Source organism: Mesomycoplasma dispar (assembly GCF_000941075.1).
GTDB classification, from domain to species: domain Bacteria; phylum Bacillota_I; class Bacilli_A; order Mycoplasmatales; family Metamycoplasmataceae; genus Mesomycoplasma; species Mesomycoplasma dispar.
The window spans coordinates 398,382-416,703 of the sequence record NZ_CP007229.1 but is presented as its reverse complement, the minus strand read 5'-3'; the positions used below and the strand labels follow the sequence as shown (position 1 = coordinate 416,703).

Annotated in this window: 26 protein-coding genes and 1 pseudogene; 1 reads left to right on the top strand and 26 read right to left on the bottom strand. The window is 32.0% G+C overall.

What is annotated here, in order from left to right:
- Nucleotides 1–48: 48 nt before the first annotated feature.
- A pseudogene (locus tag MDIS_RS04545) lies at nucleotides 49–453 on the top strand (transposase); the annotation flags it as partial.
- A gap of 50 nt (nucleotides 454–503) precedes the next feature.
- Here MDIS_RS04545 and MDIS_RS01635 read toward each other — a convergent pair.
- The 26 genes from MDIS_RS01635 to rplV form a co-directional block, all read right to left on the bottom strand.
- Nucleotides 504–1,097, bottom strand: a complete 594-nt coding sequence (locus tag MDIS_RS01635) for a hypothetical protein (protein WP_044635359.1) — start codon at nucleotides 1,095–1,097, stop codon at nucleotides 504–506.
- 139 nt (nucleotides 1,098–1,236) lie between these two features.
- Nucleotides 1,237–2,721: a hypothetical protein gene (locus tag MDIS_RS04165; protein ID WP_044635358.1), complete on the bottom strand. Its 1,485-nt coding sequence runs from the start codon at nucleotides 2,719–2,721 to the stop codon at nucleotides 1,237–1,239.
- Between the two features lie 389 nt (nucleotides 2,722–3,110).
- Nucleotides 3,111–5,981: a P110/LppT family adhesin N-terminal domain gene (locus MDIS_RS01625; protein ID WP_044635357.1), complete on the bottom strand. Its 2,871-nt coding sequence runs from the start codon at nucleotides 5,979–5,981 to the stop codon at nucleotides 3,111–3,113.
- A gap of 350 nt (nucleotides 5,982–6,331) precedes the next feature.
- Nucleotides 6,332–6,694, bottom strand: coding sequence for a 50S ribosomal protein L17 (gene rplQ / locus MDIS_RS01620; protein WP_044635356.1), 363 nt, complete (start codon nucleotides 6,692–6,694; stop codon nucleotides 6,332–6,334).
- Nucleotides 6,695–6,696: 2 nt separating this feature from the next.
- Nucleotides 6,697–7,695, bottom strand: a complete 999-nt coding sequence (locus tag MDIS_RS01615) for a DNA-directed RNA polymerase subunit alpha (RefSeq protein WP_044635355.1) — start codon at nucleotides 7,693–7,695, stop codon at nucleotides 6,697–6,699.
- Between the two features lie 9 nt (nucleotides 7,696–7,704).
- The gene (gene rpsK / locus MDIS_RS01610; RefSeq protein ID WP_044635354.1) at nucleotides 7,705–8,109 is read right to left on the bottom strand and encodes a 30S ribosomal protein S11; all 405 of its coding nucleotides are present in this window, start codon (nucleotides 8,107–8,109) and stop codon (nucleotides 7,705–7,707) included.
- Nucleotides 8,110–8,111: 2 nt separating this feature from the next.
- Entirely contained in the window at nucleotides 8,112–8,525 is a 414-nt protein-coding gene (locus MDIS_RS01605; protein ID WP_044635353.1) for a 30S ribosomal protein S13, read from the bottom strand.
- Nucleotides 8,526–8,672: 147 nt separating this feature from the next.
- Complete coding sequence (rpmJ, locus tag MDIS_RS01600) at nucleotides 8,673–8,786, bottom strand: 50S ribosomal protein L36 (RefSeq protein WP_044635352.1); 114 nt, start codon at nucleotides 8,784–8,786, stop codon at nucleotides 8,673–8,675.
- A gap of 49 nt (nucleotides 8,787–8,835) precedes the next feature.
- Nucleotides 8,836–9,063, bottom strand: a complete 228-nt coding sequence (infA, locus tag MDIS_RS01595) for a translation initiation factor IF-1 (RefSeq protein WP_044635351.1) — start codon at nucleotides 9,061–9,063, stop codon at nucleotides 8,836–8,838.
- Between the two features lies 1 nt (nucleotide 9,064).
- On the bottom strand, nucleotides 9,065–9,817 hold the full coding sequence (gene map, locus MDIS_RS01590; protein WP_044635350.1) for a type I methionyl aminopeptidase: 753 nt from the start codon (nucleotides 9,815–9,817) through the stop codon (nucleotides 9,065–9,067).
- Entirely contained in the window at nucleotides 9,808–10,446 is a 639-nt protein-coding gene (locus MDIS_RS01585; RefSeq protein ID WP_044635349.1) for an adenylate kinase family protein, read from the bottom strand. The genes map and MDIS_RS01585 overlap by 10 nt, the downstream gene beginning before the upstream one ends.
- A 60-nt stretch (nucleotides 10,447–10,506) precedes the next feature.
- Nucleotides 10,507–11,928 carry a preprotein translocase subunit SecY gene (gene secY / locus MDIS_RS01580; RefSeq protein ID WP_044635348.1) on the bottom strand — a complete coding sequence of 474 codons (1,422 nt, stop codon included), beginning with the start codon at nucleotides 11,926–11,928 and terminating at the stop codon, nucleotides 10,507–10,509.
- On the bottom strand, nucleotides 11,928–12,371 hold the full coding sequence (rplO, locus tag MDIS_RS01575; RefSeq protein WP_084217531.1) for a 50S ribosomal protein L15: 444 nt from the start codon (nucleotides 12,369–12,371) through the stop codon (nucleotides 11,928–11,930). The genes secY and rplO overlap by 1 nt, the downstream gene beginning before the upstream one ends.
- Before the next feature lie 158 nt (nucleotides 12,372–12,529).
- A complete protein-coding gene (rpsE, locus tag MDIS_RS01570) occupies nucleotides 12,530–13,195 on the bottom strand; it encodes a 30S ribosomal protein S5 (protein WP_044635347.1) in 666 nt (221 codons plus the stop codon).
- Nucleotide 13,196: 1 nt separating this feature from the next.
- Entirely contained in the window at nucleotides 13,197–13,562 is a 366-nt protein-coding gene (rplR, locus tag MDIS_RS01565) for a 50S ribosomal protein L18 (protein ID WP_044635346.1), read from the bottom strand.
- 2 nt (nucleotides 13,563–13,564) lie between these two features.
- The gene (rplF, locus tag MDIS_RS01560) at nucleotides 13,565–14,104 is read right to left on the bottom strand and encodes a 50S ribosomal protein L6 (protein ID WP_044635345.1); all 540 of its coding nucleotides are present in this window, start codon (nucleotides 14,102–14,104) and stop codon (nucleotides 13,565–13,567) included.
- Nucleotides 14,105–14,113: 9 nt separating this feature from the next.
- The gene (gene rpsH, locus MDIS_RS01555) at nucleotides 14,114–14,509 is read right to left on the bottom strand and encodes a 30S ribosomal protein S8 (RefSeq protein WP_044635344.1); all 396 of its coding nucleotides are present in this window, start codon (nucleotides 14,507–14,509) and stop codon (nucleotides 14,114–14,116) included.
- Nucleotides 14,510–14,515: 6 nt separating this feature from the next.
- Nucleotides 14,516–14,701 carry a type Z 30S ribosomal protein S14 gene (locus MDIS_RS04060; RefSeq protein ID WP_002557826.1) on the bottom strand — a complete coding sequence of 62 codons (186 nt, stop codon included), beginning with the start codon at nucleotides 14,699–14,701 and terminating at the stop codon, nucleotides 14,516–14,518.
- Nucleotides 14,702–14,764: 63 nt separating this feature from the next.
- Nucleotides 14,765–15,310 (bottom strand): 50S ribosomal protein L5, encoded by a 546-nt coding sequence (gene rplE / locus MDIS_RS01550; protein ID WP_044635343.1) that lies wholly within the window; start codon nucleotides 15,308–15,310, stop codon nucleotides 14,765–14,767.
- A gap of 1 nt (nucleotide 15,311) precedes the next feature.
- Nucleotides 15,312–15,635 (bottom strand): 50S ribosomal protein L24, encoded by a 324-nt coding sequence (gene rplX, locus MDIS_RS01545; RefSeq protein WP_044635342.1) that lies wholly within the window; start codon nucleotides 15,633–15,635, stop codon nucleotides 15,312–15,314.
- Nucleotides 15,636–15,637: 2 nt separating this feature from the next.
- A complete protein-coding gene (gene rplN, locus MDIS_RS01540) occupies nucleotides 15,638–16,006 on the bottom strand; it encodes a 50S ribosomal protein L14 (protein ID WP_044635341.1) in 369 nt (122 codons plus the stop codon).
- 1 nt (nucleotide 16,007) lies between these two features.
- Nucleotides 16,008–16,304 (bottom strand): 30S ribosomal protein S17, encoded by a 297-nt coding sequence (rpsQ, locus tag MDIS_RS01535; RefSeq protein ID WP_044635340.1) that lies wholly within the window; start codon nucleotides 16,302–16,304, stop codon nucleotides 16,008–16,010.
- A complete protein-coding gene (gene rpmC / locus MDIS_RS01530) occupies nucleotides 16,297–16,662 on the bottom strand; it encodes a 50S ribosomal protein L29 (protein WP_044635339.1) in 366 nt (121 codons plus the stop codon). The genes rpsQ and rpmC overlap by 8 nt, the downstream gene beginning before the upstream one ends.
- Nucleotides 16,663–16,669: 7 nt before the next feature.
- A complete protein-coding gene (gene rplP, locus MDIS_RS01525; RefSeq protein WP_044635338.1) occupies nucleotides 16,670–17,080 on the bottom strand; it encodes a 50S ribosomal protein L16 in 411 nt (136 codons plus the stop codon).
- Nucleotides 17,081–17,082: 2 nt separating this feature from the next.
- Nucleotides 17,083–17,766: a 30S ribosomal protein S3 gene (rpsC, locus tag MDIS_RS01520; protein ID WP_044635337.1), complete on the bottom strand. Its 684-nt coding sequence runs from the start codon at nucleotides 17,764–17,766 to the stop codon at nucleotides 17,083–17,085.
- On the bottom strand, nucleotides 17,766–18,317 hold the full coding sequence (rplV, locus tag MDIS_RS04510) for a 50S ribosomal protein L22 (RefSeq protein WP_044635336.1): 552 nt from the start codon (nucleotides 18,315–18,317) through the stop codon (nucleotides 17,766–17,768). The genes rpsC and rplV overlap by 1 nt, the downstream gene beginning before the upstream one ends.
- Nucleotides 18,318–18,322: the final 5 nt, after the last annotated feature.

The following is an 18,322-nucleotide window of genomic DNA, read 5'->3' as shown; positions in this document are numbered from 1 at the left end:
AAAAAGCAAAAAAATTATCCCCATTTGAGTTAAAAGTTGAAAAAATTGTTAATAAATACGCTGATCATAAAAAATTAAAAAATTTTCACAACGAAATTTCGCATATGTTTAAGACTTTTGCTGGGTGCTCTTAAAGGCGGAATTAAGCCAACATTTAGGCTATGAAAAAGCAACTGAAGCAAAAATGGTGTGCATAGACTAAATAAACGAAACGGATTTTCGGGCAAAACTGTGAATTATAATAGTAATAATATGCATCTAAAAATACCAAGAGATCAAAATGGCAATTTTGAGAACAAATTAATCGCTAAATACGAAGCAAATTTAAGTGATATCGAAGAGCAAGTGTTTTCACTTTTTGCATCAGGGATGTCATATGAAAATATTGTTAACACAATAAAAAATATCTATAAAAAAGATATAAGTATCGCCTGAATTAGTATAGAAAAATGAGACACATCATTATTTTTAATTATTTTTAAAACAAATTTTTATTATTTTTTTTATTCTCCAAAATTGTGAAAATTTTTTTGAGTATCGAATTGTTCAAAATGAGAATTTGGTCTCAAATATGAAAAGCAATTTTGCACTCTAGTTTTCTGGTATCATTTAACAAATGAGCTGATTTTTTGATGAGCATCTTCAAGGTTTTCAAAAATTTTACCCTCAACATTCAAGTATTCTCTTTGTAAAATAGCATAAAAATATTCAATCGGGCGGTTTGCAAGCGCGTTTCCTTTTGGCGACATTGATTGTTGAATGTTGTTTTCCATTATTTCTTGATAAATTCTGCGCTTATTTTCCGAAAGATCGTTAATTGTGTATTGTTTTTTTGACTTAGGTGGTGATTTATTTTTACCACGTGTGCTAATTAATCCGTTCATACCATAATTATAATATTTTTGTCAGTTTCGAATTAAATTATTCGCATATGTCTGTAAAAAACCCTCTTTTTGCGATTTTTTATTAACTGATTTATTTTTATAAATTTCACGAAACTCGTTTGCAAAATGTATAGTCACGATTTTGAATCCTTGCGATTCAGCGATTTTGATATATTTGATTTTTTCATTAATTGAAAATTTATTTTGTTTCATAAAAAAACACACCTCTCTTGGTGTGTCTCAATTTTTTTTACTAATTTACTTACAAGTTAATTGTAGATTTCTTTTATAATAAACAAAAAAATTCTCTCTTTCTTTTCTTGTTTAAATAAGGAGAGAATTTAATAATTAATTAGCGAAAATCAATTCCTCCACCTGGAAATCTACCACCACTTTGTGAACTTATATTCAAATCTTCTCTATTTCATTGAGTTTGGATTTTTAATTTTGTGATTATTTCATCGCGCCACATATATCTTGTTCCGCGATCGCTAGCAAGATCTGGTCTGAATTTTGCATATGAATCTTGCCAAAAAGTAATTAAATTCGCTGTTTCTTGTGGAGTTTTTGGCGGTCTTATTTTATCTAGAAATAATTTCATTTGCTCTGGTTTACTAAATTGATATTTTTCTGATAATTTATAAGCATAACCATTAGAAAAATTAGGGTCACTTCCGATATCATTTGCAATCTGAGTGGCTATTTCTTCATCTGATTTTCCAGATCCATTTAAGCTAGAATTTGCAGATCCACTACTATTTTCTGCTGTTCGTTGCGCTTCTTCTTGTCTTTTTCTTTCTTGTTCTTCTAGTTTTTTTGCCTGTTCTTCATGTTTGCGTTCCTCTTCAGCTTCTTGTCTTTTTCTTTCTTCTTCTTTTCTGAGTCGTTCAGCTTCCTCGAGTTCACGTTTAATTTTTGCTTGTTCTTCTTTTTTTCTTCTTTCTGCTTCCGCCTTTTTGTGCTGCTCTTGATCCTCTTTTTCTTTTTGTTTTCTATCTTCCTCTTCTTTTTTTAGTCTCTCTTTTTCTTCGTTTTCTTTTCGAATTTTTTCCTCTTGTTCTCTTAAAACTCTTTGTTTCTCCTCCTCTTTTTCTTCATCCGCTTGTGGGGCAGGACTAATTTGTGGAGTTGGCGAAGGAATTTGGTCAACCTTTGGCTCTGGTGATTTAATTTCCTCATTGCCAAGAATTTGTGATTCAACTTCCGGCTTATTAGGAGTTTCTAGTTTTTTCTCAGGTTCAACTTTTGGAACATTAAGAAGAATTTGTTTTGTAGGTAAACTAGGTTTTCTAGTTTCTGGATTTACTGGATCAGGATTTTCGTTTGCAATAACAATTTTTTCTGATTTTTGAGTTTTTAAAGGTGCTTGTTTTTCTATATTTTTAGGTTTTGGACTGACTTTTGGTGGTAGGAAAATTAGAATATTTGGTTTGGATTTAGTAATGTTTTTTTCATCTTTTTGCTGAATTTTTTCAGTTTTTGCGGGAATTTTACCGATTATCGTTGGTGGTTTTTCCTGCTTTTCACTAGAATTAGGTTTTTTATTTTCATTAGTTTTTGGCGAAATATCTACCACATCTGGAACAATGATTTTTTTTGGTTCCTGAATGATTTCATCCGACTTTTTCGAACTAATTAGTTCAGTTTTTGTATTAGTTTTTGCATCTTGTGAGCTTGCAAGTGGTGCAATTCGTGTCTCAACTTGCACATTTTGTCGGTTAAGATTTACTTCATTCAAACTAGAAATTGAATTTTCTGATGTTAAATAAATTGCAGTTCCAACTGTTCCTGCCGTTACAGGTAATAAAGCCAAAACTCACTTGAGTGATCTACGCATTGATTGGTATTTCCGTTTTTTTTTTTTTTTTTATCAAAAAGAACATAAAACTAAATTGAATTAGTTTATTTTAATTTTAATTATACCATAAATTAATAGATAAAATTACTACAAAACATTGATAATAATTCTTTAAATACAATAAAGCATTGAATTTACCTATTTTTTATGATCTTTTTGTCGTTTTATCAACAAAAACCCAGACATAAAAATTAATTTTGTTTGGGGTTGTAAAAAGTTTATCTAAAATTTTAGAAAAACTATTGTTCCTAAAACAAAGTAAAAAGTGGAACTTTTTCTAAAAAGCTAAATAAACAAACCGGAATGTTAAAGAAAAAATTACTATTTTTTGGTTTTTTAGTTTATCTTTATATTTTAGTCTTAATTTTTTAATCGATATATTCCTGAATAAATTTTTCTAATATATTGTTATAATCACTGTCATTTTTAGATTTATCGAATAGCGCAAAAGCTTTGAAGGTAATTCCAGTGATGTTTCTGTCCATATTATGCAAAACTTTGTATACTTTATCAACTAAAAGTTGCTCTTTTGATTTAATTGTTCCTAAATTTAGATCTTTCGACAAATCAATTTCAATATCTTTTTCTGAAAGTTCCCAATTTCATTTAAATTTTGGTTCTAATGGGTTTTTACCTTTACTTGAATAAAAAGCGATTTCAAGGAAGGGTTTATTTTCTTCACCTTCTTTAACATTAACAACTAAAATTATTGTTGAATCTGCATCGTTAAGAAAATCATAGTTTTCATCAATTATGCTTTTTGATTTTTTTGAAATATCAACTGTTTCACTTTTGTCTGGTTTTTGTTCTTTTTGCAATTTAAGATCACCATTATATGTTAATTGAGTTCCTTCTTTTTTTCATCATTTTAATTCAATTTTATCTTGAGATAAAGTTGATGTCTTATCGTAATCAATAAAATCAACACCAATTCTATTGTATTTTTGGTTAAGATTATCAGGTTCGATTATCAAACTAAATTCTTTATTTTTTGTTGATCTAGATCTTAATAAAAAATATCTTGTTTGCAAATTGCGTGGTAACTTTGTTGGTTTAAAAGCGTAAAAAAGTGTGGTATCCTTATTCAATTTAAGGTTTTTTGCAACTTTTGAATCTTTTGGTTTTTCCAAAACAATTCCTTTTTCTGCCAAATAAATTCCTTGATTTTCAACGTCTAAAACTGGAACTTCATTAGATTTTGTTTCATAACTGCTATCCACCTCAAACTTCAAATTAGCATCATTTACAGCAGAAATTGACGATAAAACTGGTTTTTTGTTGTTTTCATCAACTTTAGTTTCTACATTAGTTCTTCAGTCAAGAAATAAATGCACATTAGCGTTTTTTGCAAGCGCTTCATAGGCTTCATTATTTTTTGAAACCTTATCAATTTTGATCTCTAATTTTTCTTCTTTGAGTTCACCAGTTTTTATTTTAATTTCTAATGTATATTTATCTTTATAAGAAGTAGAAAGATAAACAGTCGTATTTTTAGGAAAATTCGCTTTTTCTAAATTTTTAAAAAGCTTTCTTAAATAATCACCAGCATTTTCTGTGCTAGAAGGTTTTGGAATTGAATTAATAACGGAAGATTCATCTTGAAATAATGTGGTTGAAACTGGAACTGACTGAGTGTTTTGCAAAACTGGAACTGATTTTTCAGGAGATTCTGGACTTTTGGAAGAATTTTGTTTATCATTTTCTTCGGTTTGTTCAGTTTCATTTTTATCAGCAAAATAATTGAAAAAAGTAAATAAAGGTGCAATTTCTTTTGTAATATTTTTAGGATTTAATGGTCGATTTAAAAGATGTTTGATTTTATCATCAATTGTTGATGCAAAAATTGTAACTGGTAAATTTTTTTTAACTTCAAATTTTAAATCATCAAGATTTTCTGCGGTTTTTGCATCAAAATTTTCAATTGCATTTTTAAAATAACCAGAATAAATTGACTCAGTTGCATCAAAATTGAACTCGAAAGTGTAGCTATATTGATTATTTTCGCCTAATTTTAGACCTAAGGGCAACTCTTGGTTCTTAAGGTTTCCATCAATTTTTAACTCAATAGTGACTAAATTTTTGTTTTCAACCGATTTTTCTGGTTTCTTAACAGTAAAACTTGTTTTTGTAGGACTAAAATCAGCGACTAAATGCTTAATTTCATCTAAAAAACTTGTGATAGTAGTTTGTTTTGTTTTAAATCAAGTGTCAAATTCGGACAAGTTTAAACCATTAAGTTCAGAATGTTTACTAAATAATTCATAAACTGTTGAATTATTTTTTGCTAGATGTTTAGAAATTTCATTACTAAATTGGTAGTTTTTCTTGAAAATTTCTAAGAATTTTGCCCCATATTTCTGATTTGCTTTTGGCAAATCAACAAATTTAAGTAAAAATCTAGTTTCTTTTTGGGTTAACTTATTAAATAAAACCATATTTAAGACAAGTTCGTTTTTTTCATCACTAACTTTCGAAAACACTAATTTTTCAACTTCTAATTGCGGTTTAATTTCAAAGTTTGATGGGAGAGCAAAAATTGGTTCTGAATTTAGACTAAAGGAAATCCCGCCAAATTCAGAAAAAGTTTTATACAAAGCTTTTGTTGCATCGTTAGTTTCATTAAAGTTTTTACGGAAAGAATTATAAAATAAAATTGCAGTTTCAGTTGCAGTTTTGCCTTCTAAAAATTTTAGTTTAGAAAGACTAATTGAAGCAGAGAAATTTTCTGGAGAAAATTGAAAGGATTTTTCCTGTTTTGAAAAATCTAAATCGAATTTTGTGGTATAATTTATAGATTTAGCAGCATTTGAAACGTTAATTCCAAGGTTTTTAAGCACATTTTGCTTAATTTCAATAGCAGATTTACTCTCTGGTAAAACCAATTTAAACAATAAATCAGGGTATTTTTTGCTTAATTCACTAAAATCAACAGCATCATTTAAGTCGAAATTATAAACGCTGTCAAAATGCAAATTTAGAGCATCATAAGCATTTAATCGCTTTGCAAATTTTTCTTTAGGTTTTAAATTGGCAACTAATTTATCAAATTCAGCACTATCAAATTGAGTTGTGCTTGCTAAACTTTTTGCACTTGATACATCTTTGGTAAATATTTTTAATTGTGAATTAAAATTTTCAGTTTGCGCTATAAGCGCATATGGAATTGAAGTAGCAACGCTAACAGTTGCACTAACTGCCAAAATTGAAAAAATTATATACTTTAGTTTAATTTTTTTCATAATAATTTAAATCACTCCTAGTTTTTTATAAAAAGGCAATAAAGTGCAACTTTTAACTATAATAATCTTAAAGTTTGACTTTTTAGGTATTACTTCATTTGAAAAAGTTAACTTTAATGATTGACATTGTTAAATTATATCTTATTTATAGATTAATTGCTATGAATTTTTTATAAATTACTTTCTGATTCTAAAAATATTTAGATTTGGGTAAAAGATTTAAAAAACTTAGGTAATTTCATTTTGTTTTTGAAAAAATTTATGAACTAGAATTGCTAAAAGAGATTCTAAAAAAATAAAAAACTCCCTGTTTGAAAGGAGTTTTTTAGTTTTTTGATCGATTTAGAAAATTAGACAAGTTCGATAATTGCCATTTTGGTATTATCGCCAAGTCGGCTCGGAATTTTAATAATTCGGGTATATCCACCATTGCGTTCAAGATAACGTGGAGCAATTTTATTGAATAAATAAGGCATTACTTTCATTCCGTCTTTAGTTTTTTGGTTATATAAAAAACTAAGAACTTGACGGCGGGAGGCAAGATCGTTCTTTTTTGCCTTCGTAATTAATTTTTCAGTTACAGAACGGAGACGTTTTGCACGGGTTAGTGTAGTTTTGATATGTCCGTGCAAAATTAGCGAAGTTGCAAGTGAGCGGAAAACTTGACGGTCTCAGGCGGCATCGCGAGAGTAAATTTGGTGCGGATTTGCCATAATTAATTCTCTCCTTTTTGTTCGTTTTTATAGTTTTGCAATTTTTCCATAATTTCTTGCACAGATTTGCGACCAAGATTTTTAATGTTTTCAAAGTCATCATGACCTAATTTTTCAATATCAGAAATTTTATAATATTGTGCCCGTCGCAGCGCATTAAGTGAACGAACCGAAAGATCAAGGGCATCGATACTATCAGAAGGACGGCGAACTGGCTCTTCTTTGATAACTTGAACCTCAAAAAATTCATCACTGAATTTATTAAGATTATCAACATTTGCAAGCATATTCAGATGGGCAATTAGAACCTGAGATGCATAAGAAAGTGCATCTTTTGCCAACATTGAACCGTCAGTTTTAATTGAAAAATTCAGTTTTTCTTCAACAATTGGACTTGCGGAGTTAATTTCAACTGCTTGATAATTTGCACTAACAACAGGGGAAAAATCGCTATCAACTGCTAAAACTGTGCCTTCCATTTTTGACTCAAGTGTTAGAATTACTTCGTTGACAAACTTTTTATTAGTTTCAAAATCACTAAATCCTTTACCAGAAGTAATAAAAATTTCGAATTTTAGTGCCCCAACACGGGAAATATCGGCGATATACAAATCAGGATTAACGATTTTGAGACCACTATGAGATTGAATATCACGGGCAAAAATTTGTCCAGCTTTTTGGCCATCGAAACTTGCCATTTGAATTTGATTTTTTTCAAAAAAGCGCGGATCGTAGAAAAAACGCACTTTTTTGAGATTGTTAAGAATTGTTACAACATCTTCGATTACATCATCAAGAACACTAAATTCGTGTTTTACACCTTCAATTTTAACCGCAAAAACGGCACAGGAAGGAATTGATGACAAAACTGTGCGACGAAGTGCGTTTCCGATTGTATTTCCGAGCCCACGTTCTAATGGTTTTAGTTCAAAACTTGTTTCAAATTCACTAACTTGGTCAACAAGGTTTTCAGAATAATAAACTTTTGCGTGTTTTTTCATTTGAAAAGCCTACCTTTTTTCTTGACGTTTGAATCATTTTCGTGGTGGTCGAGTTCCATTATGCGGAACAGGGGTAACATCTTTTGTTAGTAAAATGTTCATTCCAGAGGTAATAATCTGTTTTCTTGCCGCTTCTTTCCCTTGTCCTGTCCCTTTTAAATGCACAAGCACTTCACGCATCCCGTGTTCACGGGCTTTTTGGGCGGCTGCCGCAGTTGCAAGTGTTGCGGCATAAGCGGTTTTTTTCTTTGTCCCTTTAAAACCAATTGAACCAGAAGATGCCCAAGAAATTACATTACCTTGTTTGTCAGTAAAAGAAATAATTGTATTTTGGTGTGAAGAGTGAATATGCGCAATCCCGACGGTAACATTTTTTGGACGTAATTTTTTAACTTTACGAGTATTAGTTGCCATAATTATTTACCTTTATCCTTTTTGCCCATAATTGCTTTTCTTGGTCCTTTTCGAGTTCGGGCATTTTTTTGTGTTACCTGACCGCGAACTGGTAGTCCTTTCCGATGACGAATGCCGCGATAACATTTAATTTCAATTAGTCTTTTAATATTTGATTGCACCTCGCGGTGTAAGTCACCTTCGGTTTTGTAAGTTTTGGCAACATCACGGATGATTTGCAAAACTTCCTCGTTAATTTCTTTTACCTTCGTGTTTTCGGTTAAAATTGGGAATTTTTTCCCAAATTTTTCTTCTTGTAATTTAGCAGTTTTATCAATAATTTCTGCTGCTAAGGATTTACCAATTCCAAAAATACTGCAAAGAGCAATTATAACTCTTTTATGATTTGGAATTTCAACATTAAGAACACGTGCCATATTTGAAAATTATTTAAATAAATATTTAATCCTTTGTAGATTTTTTGAAAATTTAAAATATTATCTTTTAAAATCAAAATTTTTATTTTTATTAATAAATAATTTTGATTTTTGTAAAAACAGATCAAAATTGGAAACTTTTAAAAATTAACCTTGTCTTTGTTTGTGTTTTTTAAGCAAACAAATTACGCGGTTAATTGAGCGGCGTTTAATTATTTTACAATCTTTGCAAATTTTTTTAATGCTTGCACGAACTTTCATTTTATTCCTTTTAAATTTATTTAAAGTTAATTTAAAAAAATTTAAATTTTTACTTGTAACGGTAAACTATTCTTCCTTTTGAAAGATCATAAGGAGACATTTCGACACGAACGCTATCACCTAAAATTATTTTAATATGGTGTAGTTTCATTTTCCCAGCAATATGACAAATTAACTTAACGCCGTTTTCGAGTGTTACTTCGTATTCTTGAGCGTTAAAAACATGAGTTACTTTCCCTTGGAATAATAGTTTTTGTTCCTTTGTTGAATTTGACATTCTAATTTTGATCCATTTCTGTTAAAATTACACCTTTGCCATTTTGAATTAAAACTGTTTGTTCATAATGGGAGGTTTTTCTGCCATCTTTTGCAATCACCGATCATCCATCGTTTAAAATTTTTATTTTTGCTGATGTTTGCAAGATCATTGGTTCAATACAAATAACCATATTATCTTTTAATTTTACCCCTTTTCCAGGAGTTCCGAAATTGTAAATGTTTGGATTTTCGTGTAATTGTCGCCCGATTCCGTGACCAGAAAACTCACGGGGAGTAAAAAAACCATAAGATTTTATTACATTGGCGATTGCAAAACCAATATCGCCTGTGCTAGCGCCAGGTTTTATTGCGCCCAGTCCAGCAAAAAAGGCTTCTTTTGCGCACTTAATTAATTTTTCGTTTTCTGCATTTTCGCCAAGTGATTTTGTAAAAGCACTATCAGCAAAAAAACCGTTATAAGAAAGACCTAAGTCGATCGAAACGATATCGCCTTGTTTAAGTACATAATCACTTGGAATTCCGTGAATGAGAATTTCATTAACACTTGCACAAATTGTAGCTGGAAAACCTTGATAATTTAGAAAAGCTGGTTCTGCATTTTTTGCTTTTATCTCTTTAAAAGCAATGGCATCGATTTCTTTTAAAGAGATTCCTGGTCTTACAAAGTCATAAACTTTTGCTTTGACTTCTGCCAGGATTTTGCTAGCAATTTTTATTTGACTTATTTCAAAATCAGTTTTAATTATAGCCATTTTTCAATTTCACTAATAATATTTTCTAGATTTTGCTCGGCGTCTAAATAATGAATTTTGTTATTCTTTTTATAATAGTCAACAATCGGGGCAACAGATTGGATAAATTTTTCAATCCGAACATTAATGATTTCTGGTCGGTCATCGTTGCGGGTAATTAAATCGTTATTATCAATGTCGCATTTGCCGACAACTTTTGGTTTTGCTAATAACAAATTATACGGTTTTTGACATTTTTGACAAAAAAGACGTTGCGATAATCGGGAAATAATTGTCTCGTTTTTTATTTGTAAATAAAAAACGAGATCAACATCAATTTTGTTTTCAATCATAAATTTTAACTGTTCAACTGTTCGCGGATAGCCATCGAGAATGTAACCCTGATTTTTTGGTAGTTGGAAAATGAAGTCAAATACCAAATTATTAGTTATTTCATCAGGAACATAATCACCAGAACTTACATAGTTTTGAATTTTTTTTGCAAATTCAGCATCTTGTTTAATTTTAGTTCGGAAAAGTTCGCCAGTTGAGATATGAATTAACTGATATTTCTCAAGTAAAATTTTCGAAATTGTGCCCTTGCCTGAACCAGGGGCACCGATAAAAAGAATTTTTTTGCTACTGGGCATTTGTGAAGTTTGTTATCCTTTGATTAAAAAAATTTTAAACATAAATTTTAAACATAAATTTTATCATAGAAGATCGCGATTTGAATTAGAAGAGTTCGAAGATCCTTTAAGATTAAGACTTTTACGAATTTTTTTACTTTGTTTTAGAACTTTTTGGGCATCATAACGGGCTTTTATTTGTGAGATCGTCTCAAGTGTGGTTGTTGCTAAAATTATTATCGAAGTACCTGAAAAAGTAATCGCCGAAGGTAGTCCTAACATAATTTCAACTGGTTGGAGAATTCCGAGAAAAGTAAGATAAATTGCACTAAAAATTGAAAGTCTTAACACAACTCCGATCAGATAGTCCTCAGTTTGTTCACCAGGACGAATTCCAGGGATAAAAGTTGAATTTTTGGCAAAATCTTGCGAAATTTTATCAATCCGTGATTGCTGTAAAGACATAATAATACTAAAGGCGATATTGAAAACGATAAAAATACTAAGACCAAGCGGGTGGTGAATTTGCATATTATTATCAATTCAATTTCGAACTGCTGAGGTATTACGGTCAAGAAAACCACTAAAAAGTGTCGGTAGCGATACAACAATTAATGCGAAAATGACGGGCATAATTCCAGCAGGGTTTAATTTTAATGGTAGGATCGAAATTTCTTTAACATTTTTTGACATCCCTGATCCAGTTTGTTGGATCGGGATTTTGCGTTCAGCTAAATAAACATAAACTGAAACTAATAAAACAACTAAAAATCCGACAACATATAAAATAAAACTTAATACTTGCGTAATGAGTGAAGAAGGCGAGTTAAGATCGACAAGATACTCAAAAGCATGTTGGAAACGACGTGGTAAACCGACAATAATTCCTGAAAAAATCAAAAGCGAAGTTCCGTTACCAACACCTTTGTCGGTGATTTGTTCTGCTAGAAATAACGAAAAAAGAGAACCTGAAATTAGTATTAACGGTAAAACTAGTCAAATAAATACGGGCGTGTTAATTTCAAGACGAACAAAACCGAAGTCAGTATTTAAAATAACGGTCCGAATTAGTACAATCGCCTGGATAAGTGCAACTAAAAGGGTTAAAAAACGGGTGATTATATTAATTTTTCGTCTACCTGCAGGACCTGATTGCGATAGTCGGTGAATGGGGGGGAATAATTTCGTCTGCGCAATTAGCATAAACAAAGATGCCGTTATAAACGGGCTAATTCCGAGTGCAACAACTGAAAAATTAAGAAGTCCGCCGCCGCCGACGGTATTAATAATTCCTAAAAAGGAATTAGCATCAAGTTGAAATTGTAATAATTTTAATCCAGGGATAGTAATTGTACCACAAACGATAAAAATTACTAGTAAAAAAAAAGTAAAAATTAATTTTCGGGTTAAAATTTTTTCTTTATAAGCAAAATAAGCACGGTTCTTTAGAATGATATAACCAGAGTTTATTTTTTCCCAAATTTTTCCCAAAAATTTAAACACTAGCGAACCTCGATTTTGCCACCAAGTTTTTCAATTTTTTCTAGCGCCGCCGCCGAATAAGCGTTAGTGGTGATTGTTATTTTTTTTGTAAGTTCACCTTTTGCAAGTAATTTAGCAGGGAGATTTCGTTTTTTTAGAATTCCTTTAAGATATAAAGATTCTAAACTGATTTTATCACCATCTTGGTAGCGGCTTTCAAGATCGGACAGGTTGAAAATTTCGAATTTTCTTGCGTTAAAATTGTGAAATCCAACTTTTGGTACCCGACGGAACCAAGGGTTTTGCCCCCCTTCAAAACCAAGACGAACAGTAGAACGCTTTTTTTGTCCTGACTGTCCCCGACCTGCTTGTTTCCCTTTTCCAGCAGCGTGTCCGCGACCTTTACGGTGTTTTTTTGTCCGTGAACCAGGGATGTAGCTAAGATTTTCAAGTCTGATTGACATTTTTTCCATCCTTTTGATTTAAACTATATAATTATACTTCATTTTTCTTTTTAAAAGACAAAATTTAAAAAGAAAAATGAAGATGAAAAGGACTATTATTAAAATTAAAAAAAGAATATTTAGTTTTTCAAACGATTTTTTAACTTTTTAACAGTTTTTTAACGTTTTTGGCTATAAGATTGCGCGTGTGCTTGTGCAGGACTAAGATCGCGTAATTCAGCGACTTGGTTGATTGTTTTAAGTCCTAAAAGTGCTTTTAGAGTTGCGCGAACAACGTTAATTTTTGTTCTTGAGCCGTAAGTTTTTGTATAAATATCAGTATAACCAGCAAGTTCGACAACAGCACGAACGGTATTAGAAGCAACAATTCCCTTTCCTCTTGGCGCAGGTTTGATTAGAATTTTTGATGCCGAATATTTGGCATTAATTTCGTGGGGAACGGTTGATTTACGATAAATTGGCACGCTTACAAGTCGATTTTGGGCATCTTTTACCGCTTTACGAATTGAGTCTTGAACCTCGTTTGCCTTCCCGTGACCAAAGCCAACTTTGCCTTTTTTATTACCAACAACAGCAAAAGCACTAAAAGAAAAACGACGACCACCTTTGACAACTTTTGTAACCCTGGCAACAGAAATTACCCTTTCTTCAAATTCAGGTTTAAAATTTTTATCTTTTAATGGTTTTGGTCTTTGTGGACGACGGCGTTGAAATTGTTGTTTGCCATCTTTTGGGCTTTGTTGGTTTTTATTATCAAAAGATTGATTCTGTGTCTCTTTTGGTTGGTTGACTTGCTTATTCTTTTTTTCCAGATTTTTATCCATATTAGAATTTTACTCCTTGTGCTCTGAGTGCATCGGCAAAAGCTTTAACGCGTCCGTGGTATAAATAACCGCTCCGATCGAAAATAAAGGGACTATTTTCTAATTTTAGTTCTTTAATTTTGGTATATAATTCTGGAGCTAAATTAGTTGCTGCAAGAATATTACCACTGTATTTATCAGTTTTATCAAGTGTGGAAACAGAAAGGATCACTTGTTTTTTTCAAGGGTCAAAAATATAAGCATAAAAATGACGTAACGATTTATAAACACCGATACGGTATTTTTGCTCATTCTCCCTTTTTGCAACTAGTTTTGCTAAAATACGAACATGTTTTACTTTACGATGAAAATTACGTGATTTTTGCATAATTATTTTGAAGCTTTTTTCCCTTCTTTGAGTTTGAGAATTTCATCACTATAAGAAATTCCTTTTCCAGAATAAGCATTTGGTTTACGCACTTGACGAATTTGGGCGGCAAATTGCCCGACTTTTTGTTTATCAATTCCTTTGATTTGAATTGTTGTTGCATTTGGGATTAAAACATCAAGTTCTTGCGGAATTTTAATTTCCACTGGATGGGAATAACCAACTAAAAGTTCGATCAGATTCGCTTTTAAAGTCGCTTTATATCCGACCCCTTTGATTTTTAACTCTTTTTGAAAACCTTTTGATACCCCAATTAGCATTGCGCCTAAATGCGAATTGGTTGTTCCATGAAGTTGTTTGATCTGTTTTAATTCCGAACTTCTTTTTGTTTTAAGAATGTTTTCTTCTTGTAAAATTGTAATTGACTCCGAAAATTGACGCTCTAAAATTCCTAAAGGTCCTTTGACTTTAACATTTGATCCACTAATTTCAACTAAAACTTGTTCCGGAATAACTAAAAGACGATTACCGACACGTGACATTTTGCTTCCTTACCAAATATAGGCGATAATTTCTCCGCCAATATTTTCCTTTCTTGCTTGTGAATCTGTTAGAAGTCCTTTTGAAGTTGAAAGAATTGCAATTCCGAAACCTGATTGGACAAAAGGAATTTTCAGCGCGGTTGTATAAACACGTAATGAAGGTTTTGAAATTCGTTTAAGTCCAGAAATGGCCGAAACATTACCTTTGTATTTTAGTTCAACGGTAATTGTTTTTTTTAGATCGCCTTCGATAATAAAGTCTTTAATATAACCTGCATCTTTAATGATTTCTAACATTTTTTGTTTTGTTTTTGAATGTTGGAATGATACTTGTTTATGTTTTCTAAGTGTTGCATTGCGAATACGGGTGAGCATATCAGCAATTGGATCTGTAATAAAAGCCATAATTTCTTACCAACTCGCTTTCTTAATTCCAGGGATTCGCCCTTGGTGTGCTAATGTACGAAAACAAATCCGGCAAATTCTAAATTTACGCAAAACTGAATGGGAACGACCACATAACTGACAACGTGTATAGGCGCGAACTTTAAATTTTGGTACCCGGTTTGCTTTTACTTTTCACGACATTTTTGCCATAAGTTTTATCCTTTGATTTTTTTATTATTGGTTTTTTAAATTTTTTAATTTTATTTGCTAAAGTTAAACTTTTTTAGCAAAAGGAAAACCTAATAATTCTAATAATTTCTGTGCTTCTTCATTATTTTTAGCAGTTGTAACAATAATTACATCAAGTCCATGGATTTTGGTGATTTTATCAAAAGTTATTTCTGGGAAAACAATTGCTTCTTTAAAACCAAGGGCAAAATTACCATTACCATCAAAAGATTTTAGTGAAAGCCCACGAAAATCACGGATTCGCGGGATAGCAATATGTAAAACTTTTGCAAGGAAATTCCACATTTGCTGACGTCGTAAAGTAACTTTTCCGCCCATTGGCATTCCTTGACGTAATTTTCAAGTTGCAAGTGATTTTTTAGCAACGGTTTTGTAAGGTTTTTGTCCCGTAATTTTTGCTAGATCTTCAAGAACAGCTTCGATTGCTTTGGCATTGCTTACTTGATTTCCAGCAGTCATATTCACAACTACTTTGGTAATTTTAGGAACTTGTGAAGGCGATTTGAAATTAAAATGTTCTTTTAATTGTCCAAAAACATTTTCACGGTAGTGCTGTTCGAGCTTTGTCATTCTAAATTGCCTTTCCTGTTTTTTTTGCAATACGGATTTTTTTGCCATTTTCGAGTTTAAAACCGACACGAGTCGGAATTGCAGGTTTGTCTTTTGTTGCTTTTTTCGCTACTAGCGCTAGCTTGGAGAGTAAAATTGGGGCATCAAAGTTAACAATTTCGCCGCTCGTATTTTTATTTGATGGTTTTTTATGTTTTGTTCTAGTATTAACACCTTTAACAATTGCCGCTTTTTTTGCTGGAATTAGTTCTAAAACCGAAGATACTTTTCCTTTGTCATCACCAGATAAAACTAATACGGTATCATTTTTACGAATTTTTGCCATTTTTATAATACCTCCTGTGCTAGGGAAGCAATTTTTAAATAACCTTTTTCACGAATTTCCCGAGCAATTGGACCAAATACCCTTGTTCCCCGCGGTGTTCCGTCTTCTTTGATAATTACAACAGCATTATCGTCGAATTTAATATGTGAACCATTTGGGCGACGAAGTCCGTAAGTAGAACGGACAATTAAAGCTTTAACCACTTGACCTTCTTTAAGAATTCCGTTCGGAATTGCTTTTTTAACAGAAACGACAACAATATCCCCAATATTTGAAGTCTTTTTAACTGAACCACCTAAATTACGGATTACCCCAACAACTTTTGCGCCAGAATTATCAGCGACATTGAGACGAGAGAGTTCTTGAACCATTTTAGATTTCTCCTTTTTTCTGGACAACTTCAACTAAACGGAAATGTTTAGTTTTTGAAATTGGTCGACATTCGGCAATTTTGACAAAATCACCAACATTGGCAAGCCCTTTTTCATCGTGAGTAGCAAATTTTTTCGTTTTACGAAAACGTTTTGCATAAAGTTTATGTTTATAAGCGCTTTCAACGGCAACCATAATTGTCTTTGGTGAAGTTCGGATCACTTTTCCTTGTAAAGTTTTACGAAGGTTACGTGTTTGTGGTTTTTTTAACAAGTTAGTTATATTTAAATTAGTCATTTTCAACACTCATTTCTGGGGTTGTTATTATTTTGTTTTGCATTTTCGGTGCTAAAAGTGGTTTTACATTTGCATTAAAATTGGCTTTTATTGACTTTGATCTGTGAGAAAAAGTAATTTTTTTAAGTTTTTTCTGTTTTTTAGTTAGTTTTTTTGGTCTAGGATTTTCTTGGAGGTTTTTTTGGGAAATGATAGTTAAAATTCGGGCAATGATTTTCCGCATTTGGGCGATTTTATGACTTTGGTCTAAATTTGAGCTTTGGTTTTTGAAACGTAAGATGAATAATTCGGAACGATATTCAAGAAGGAGCGAATTTAACTCGCTTGGTGTTTTTTTTAAAAGTTCTTTAAATTCCATGATTTTCCTAAACTATACTTACTATTTTCCATTTAAGTGGTAATTTATGACCGCCAAGTCGAAGCGCATCACGGGCAACATCATCTTTTACACCTTTAATCTCGAATAACATTGTATTTCGTTTGACAACGGCAACTCAACGATCAACTGAACCTTTCCCTGATCCCATTCTGACCCCAATTGGTTTTGAAGTTAGCGCTAAATGAGGGAAAATTCGAATAATAACTTGTCCTTCACGTCCCATTCTTCTTGTAATCGCAATCCGAGCCGCCTCAATTTGGGCAGCTGAAACTCAAGCTGAGCCGATTGCTTGTAGTCCGTAGTCACCAAAAGCAAGGTAATTACCAGAATGGGCATCACGTTTGTCGTGATAAAGGCGGAAAGTTTTACGATGCTTTGTTTTTTTTGGTTGCAGCATTTTTATCTCCTTTTATCACTTTTAATTACAGTTTCAATATCAATTTTTTGTCTGATTTCCCCGTGCGAAACTCAAACTTTAACCCCAAGAATCCCGTAGGTAGTTTTAGCAATTGCGGTTGCATATTCGACATTCTGACGAAGAGTATGTAATTTCATTTCCCCTTCGGCATAACCTTCTGAACGAGCCATTTCGACACCGTTAAGACGACCAGATACAAGTGTTTTTACCCCTTTTGCACCCGCTTTTAGCGCGGTTCGGATTGCAAATTTTTGGGCAATTCGGTAAGATCCACGTTGTTCTAGTTTTTGCGCAATCGCTTCAGCCATTAATTTTGCATTTACTTCTGGGTTTTGGATTTCAATTGCATCGATGTTAATAATAATTTTACGATTTTTTAAGGTTTTTTTTAGTTTTTCAACAATTTTCTTTAAATTTTCCCCTGAAGTTCCAAGAAAAGATCCTAATTTTGCTGTATGAACTAAAACGGTTATTGCATTATTACGATCACGACGAATGACAGTGTTCCCAATTTGGTATTCACGAGTTAATTTTTCAAAAAAACGGTGAATTTTTACATCTTCTAATAAATTTTTTGAAAAATCTTTTTTATCAGCATACCAAATTGCATTATGCGGTTTCGTAATTCCGAAACGGAAACCATTTGGATTGACCTTTTGCCCCATTATTTATCTCCTTTTTCGTCCGCTTCTTGTACTAAATTTGCTTCTGTGGCGTTATTTTCAATGGTTTTATCCGCTGAGTCATTAATTTCGGCGCTCATATGGGTTTGTTTTTGATCGCTTTCTTGGGTGTTTGTATCAATATCGCTCTCATATGGGTGATTTTCACTAGTAAAATCGGTGTTTTCGAAGTCAGAATCAGCATATTCGTTAGTAAGAACTACCTTAAAATGCGAAGTTCGTTTCAAAATTTGGCTTGCAGAACCTTTTGCTCGTGGACGAAAACGTTTTAAAGTTGGACCTTCATTAACAATTGCGGCTTTTACTACTAAATTAGATTGTTCAAGACCGTGGTTGTTAATTGCATTAGCAATTGCGGAGTTAATTAATTTTTTAAAAATCGGTGCAGCTTTTTTGTTGGTATGGTTAAGAATTGAAAGAGCTTCATAGACAGGTTTGTTTTTTAATAAGACGGCAACAAGACGTGCTTTTGATGCAGAAATCCGTTGTGTTTTTACCGATGCACTTACTAAACTATTATTAGTTAAACTCATTTGTT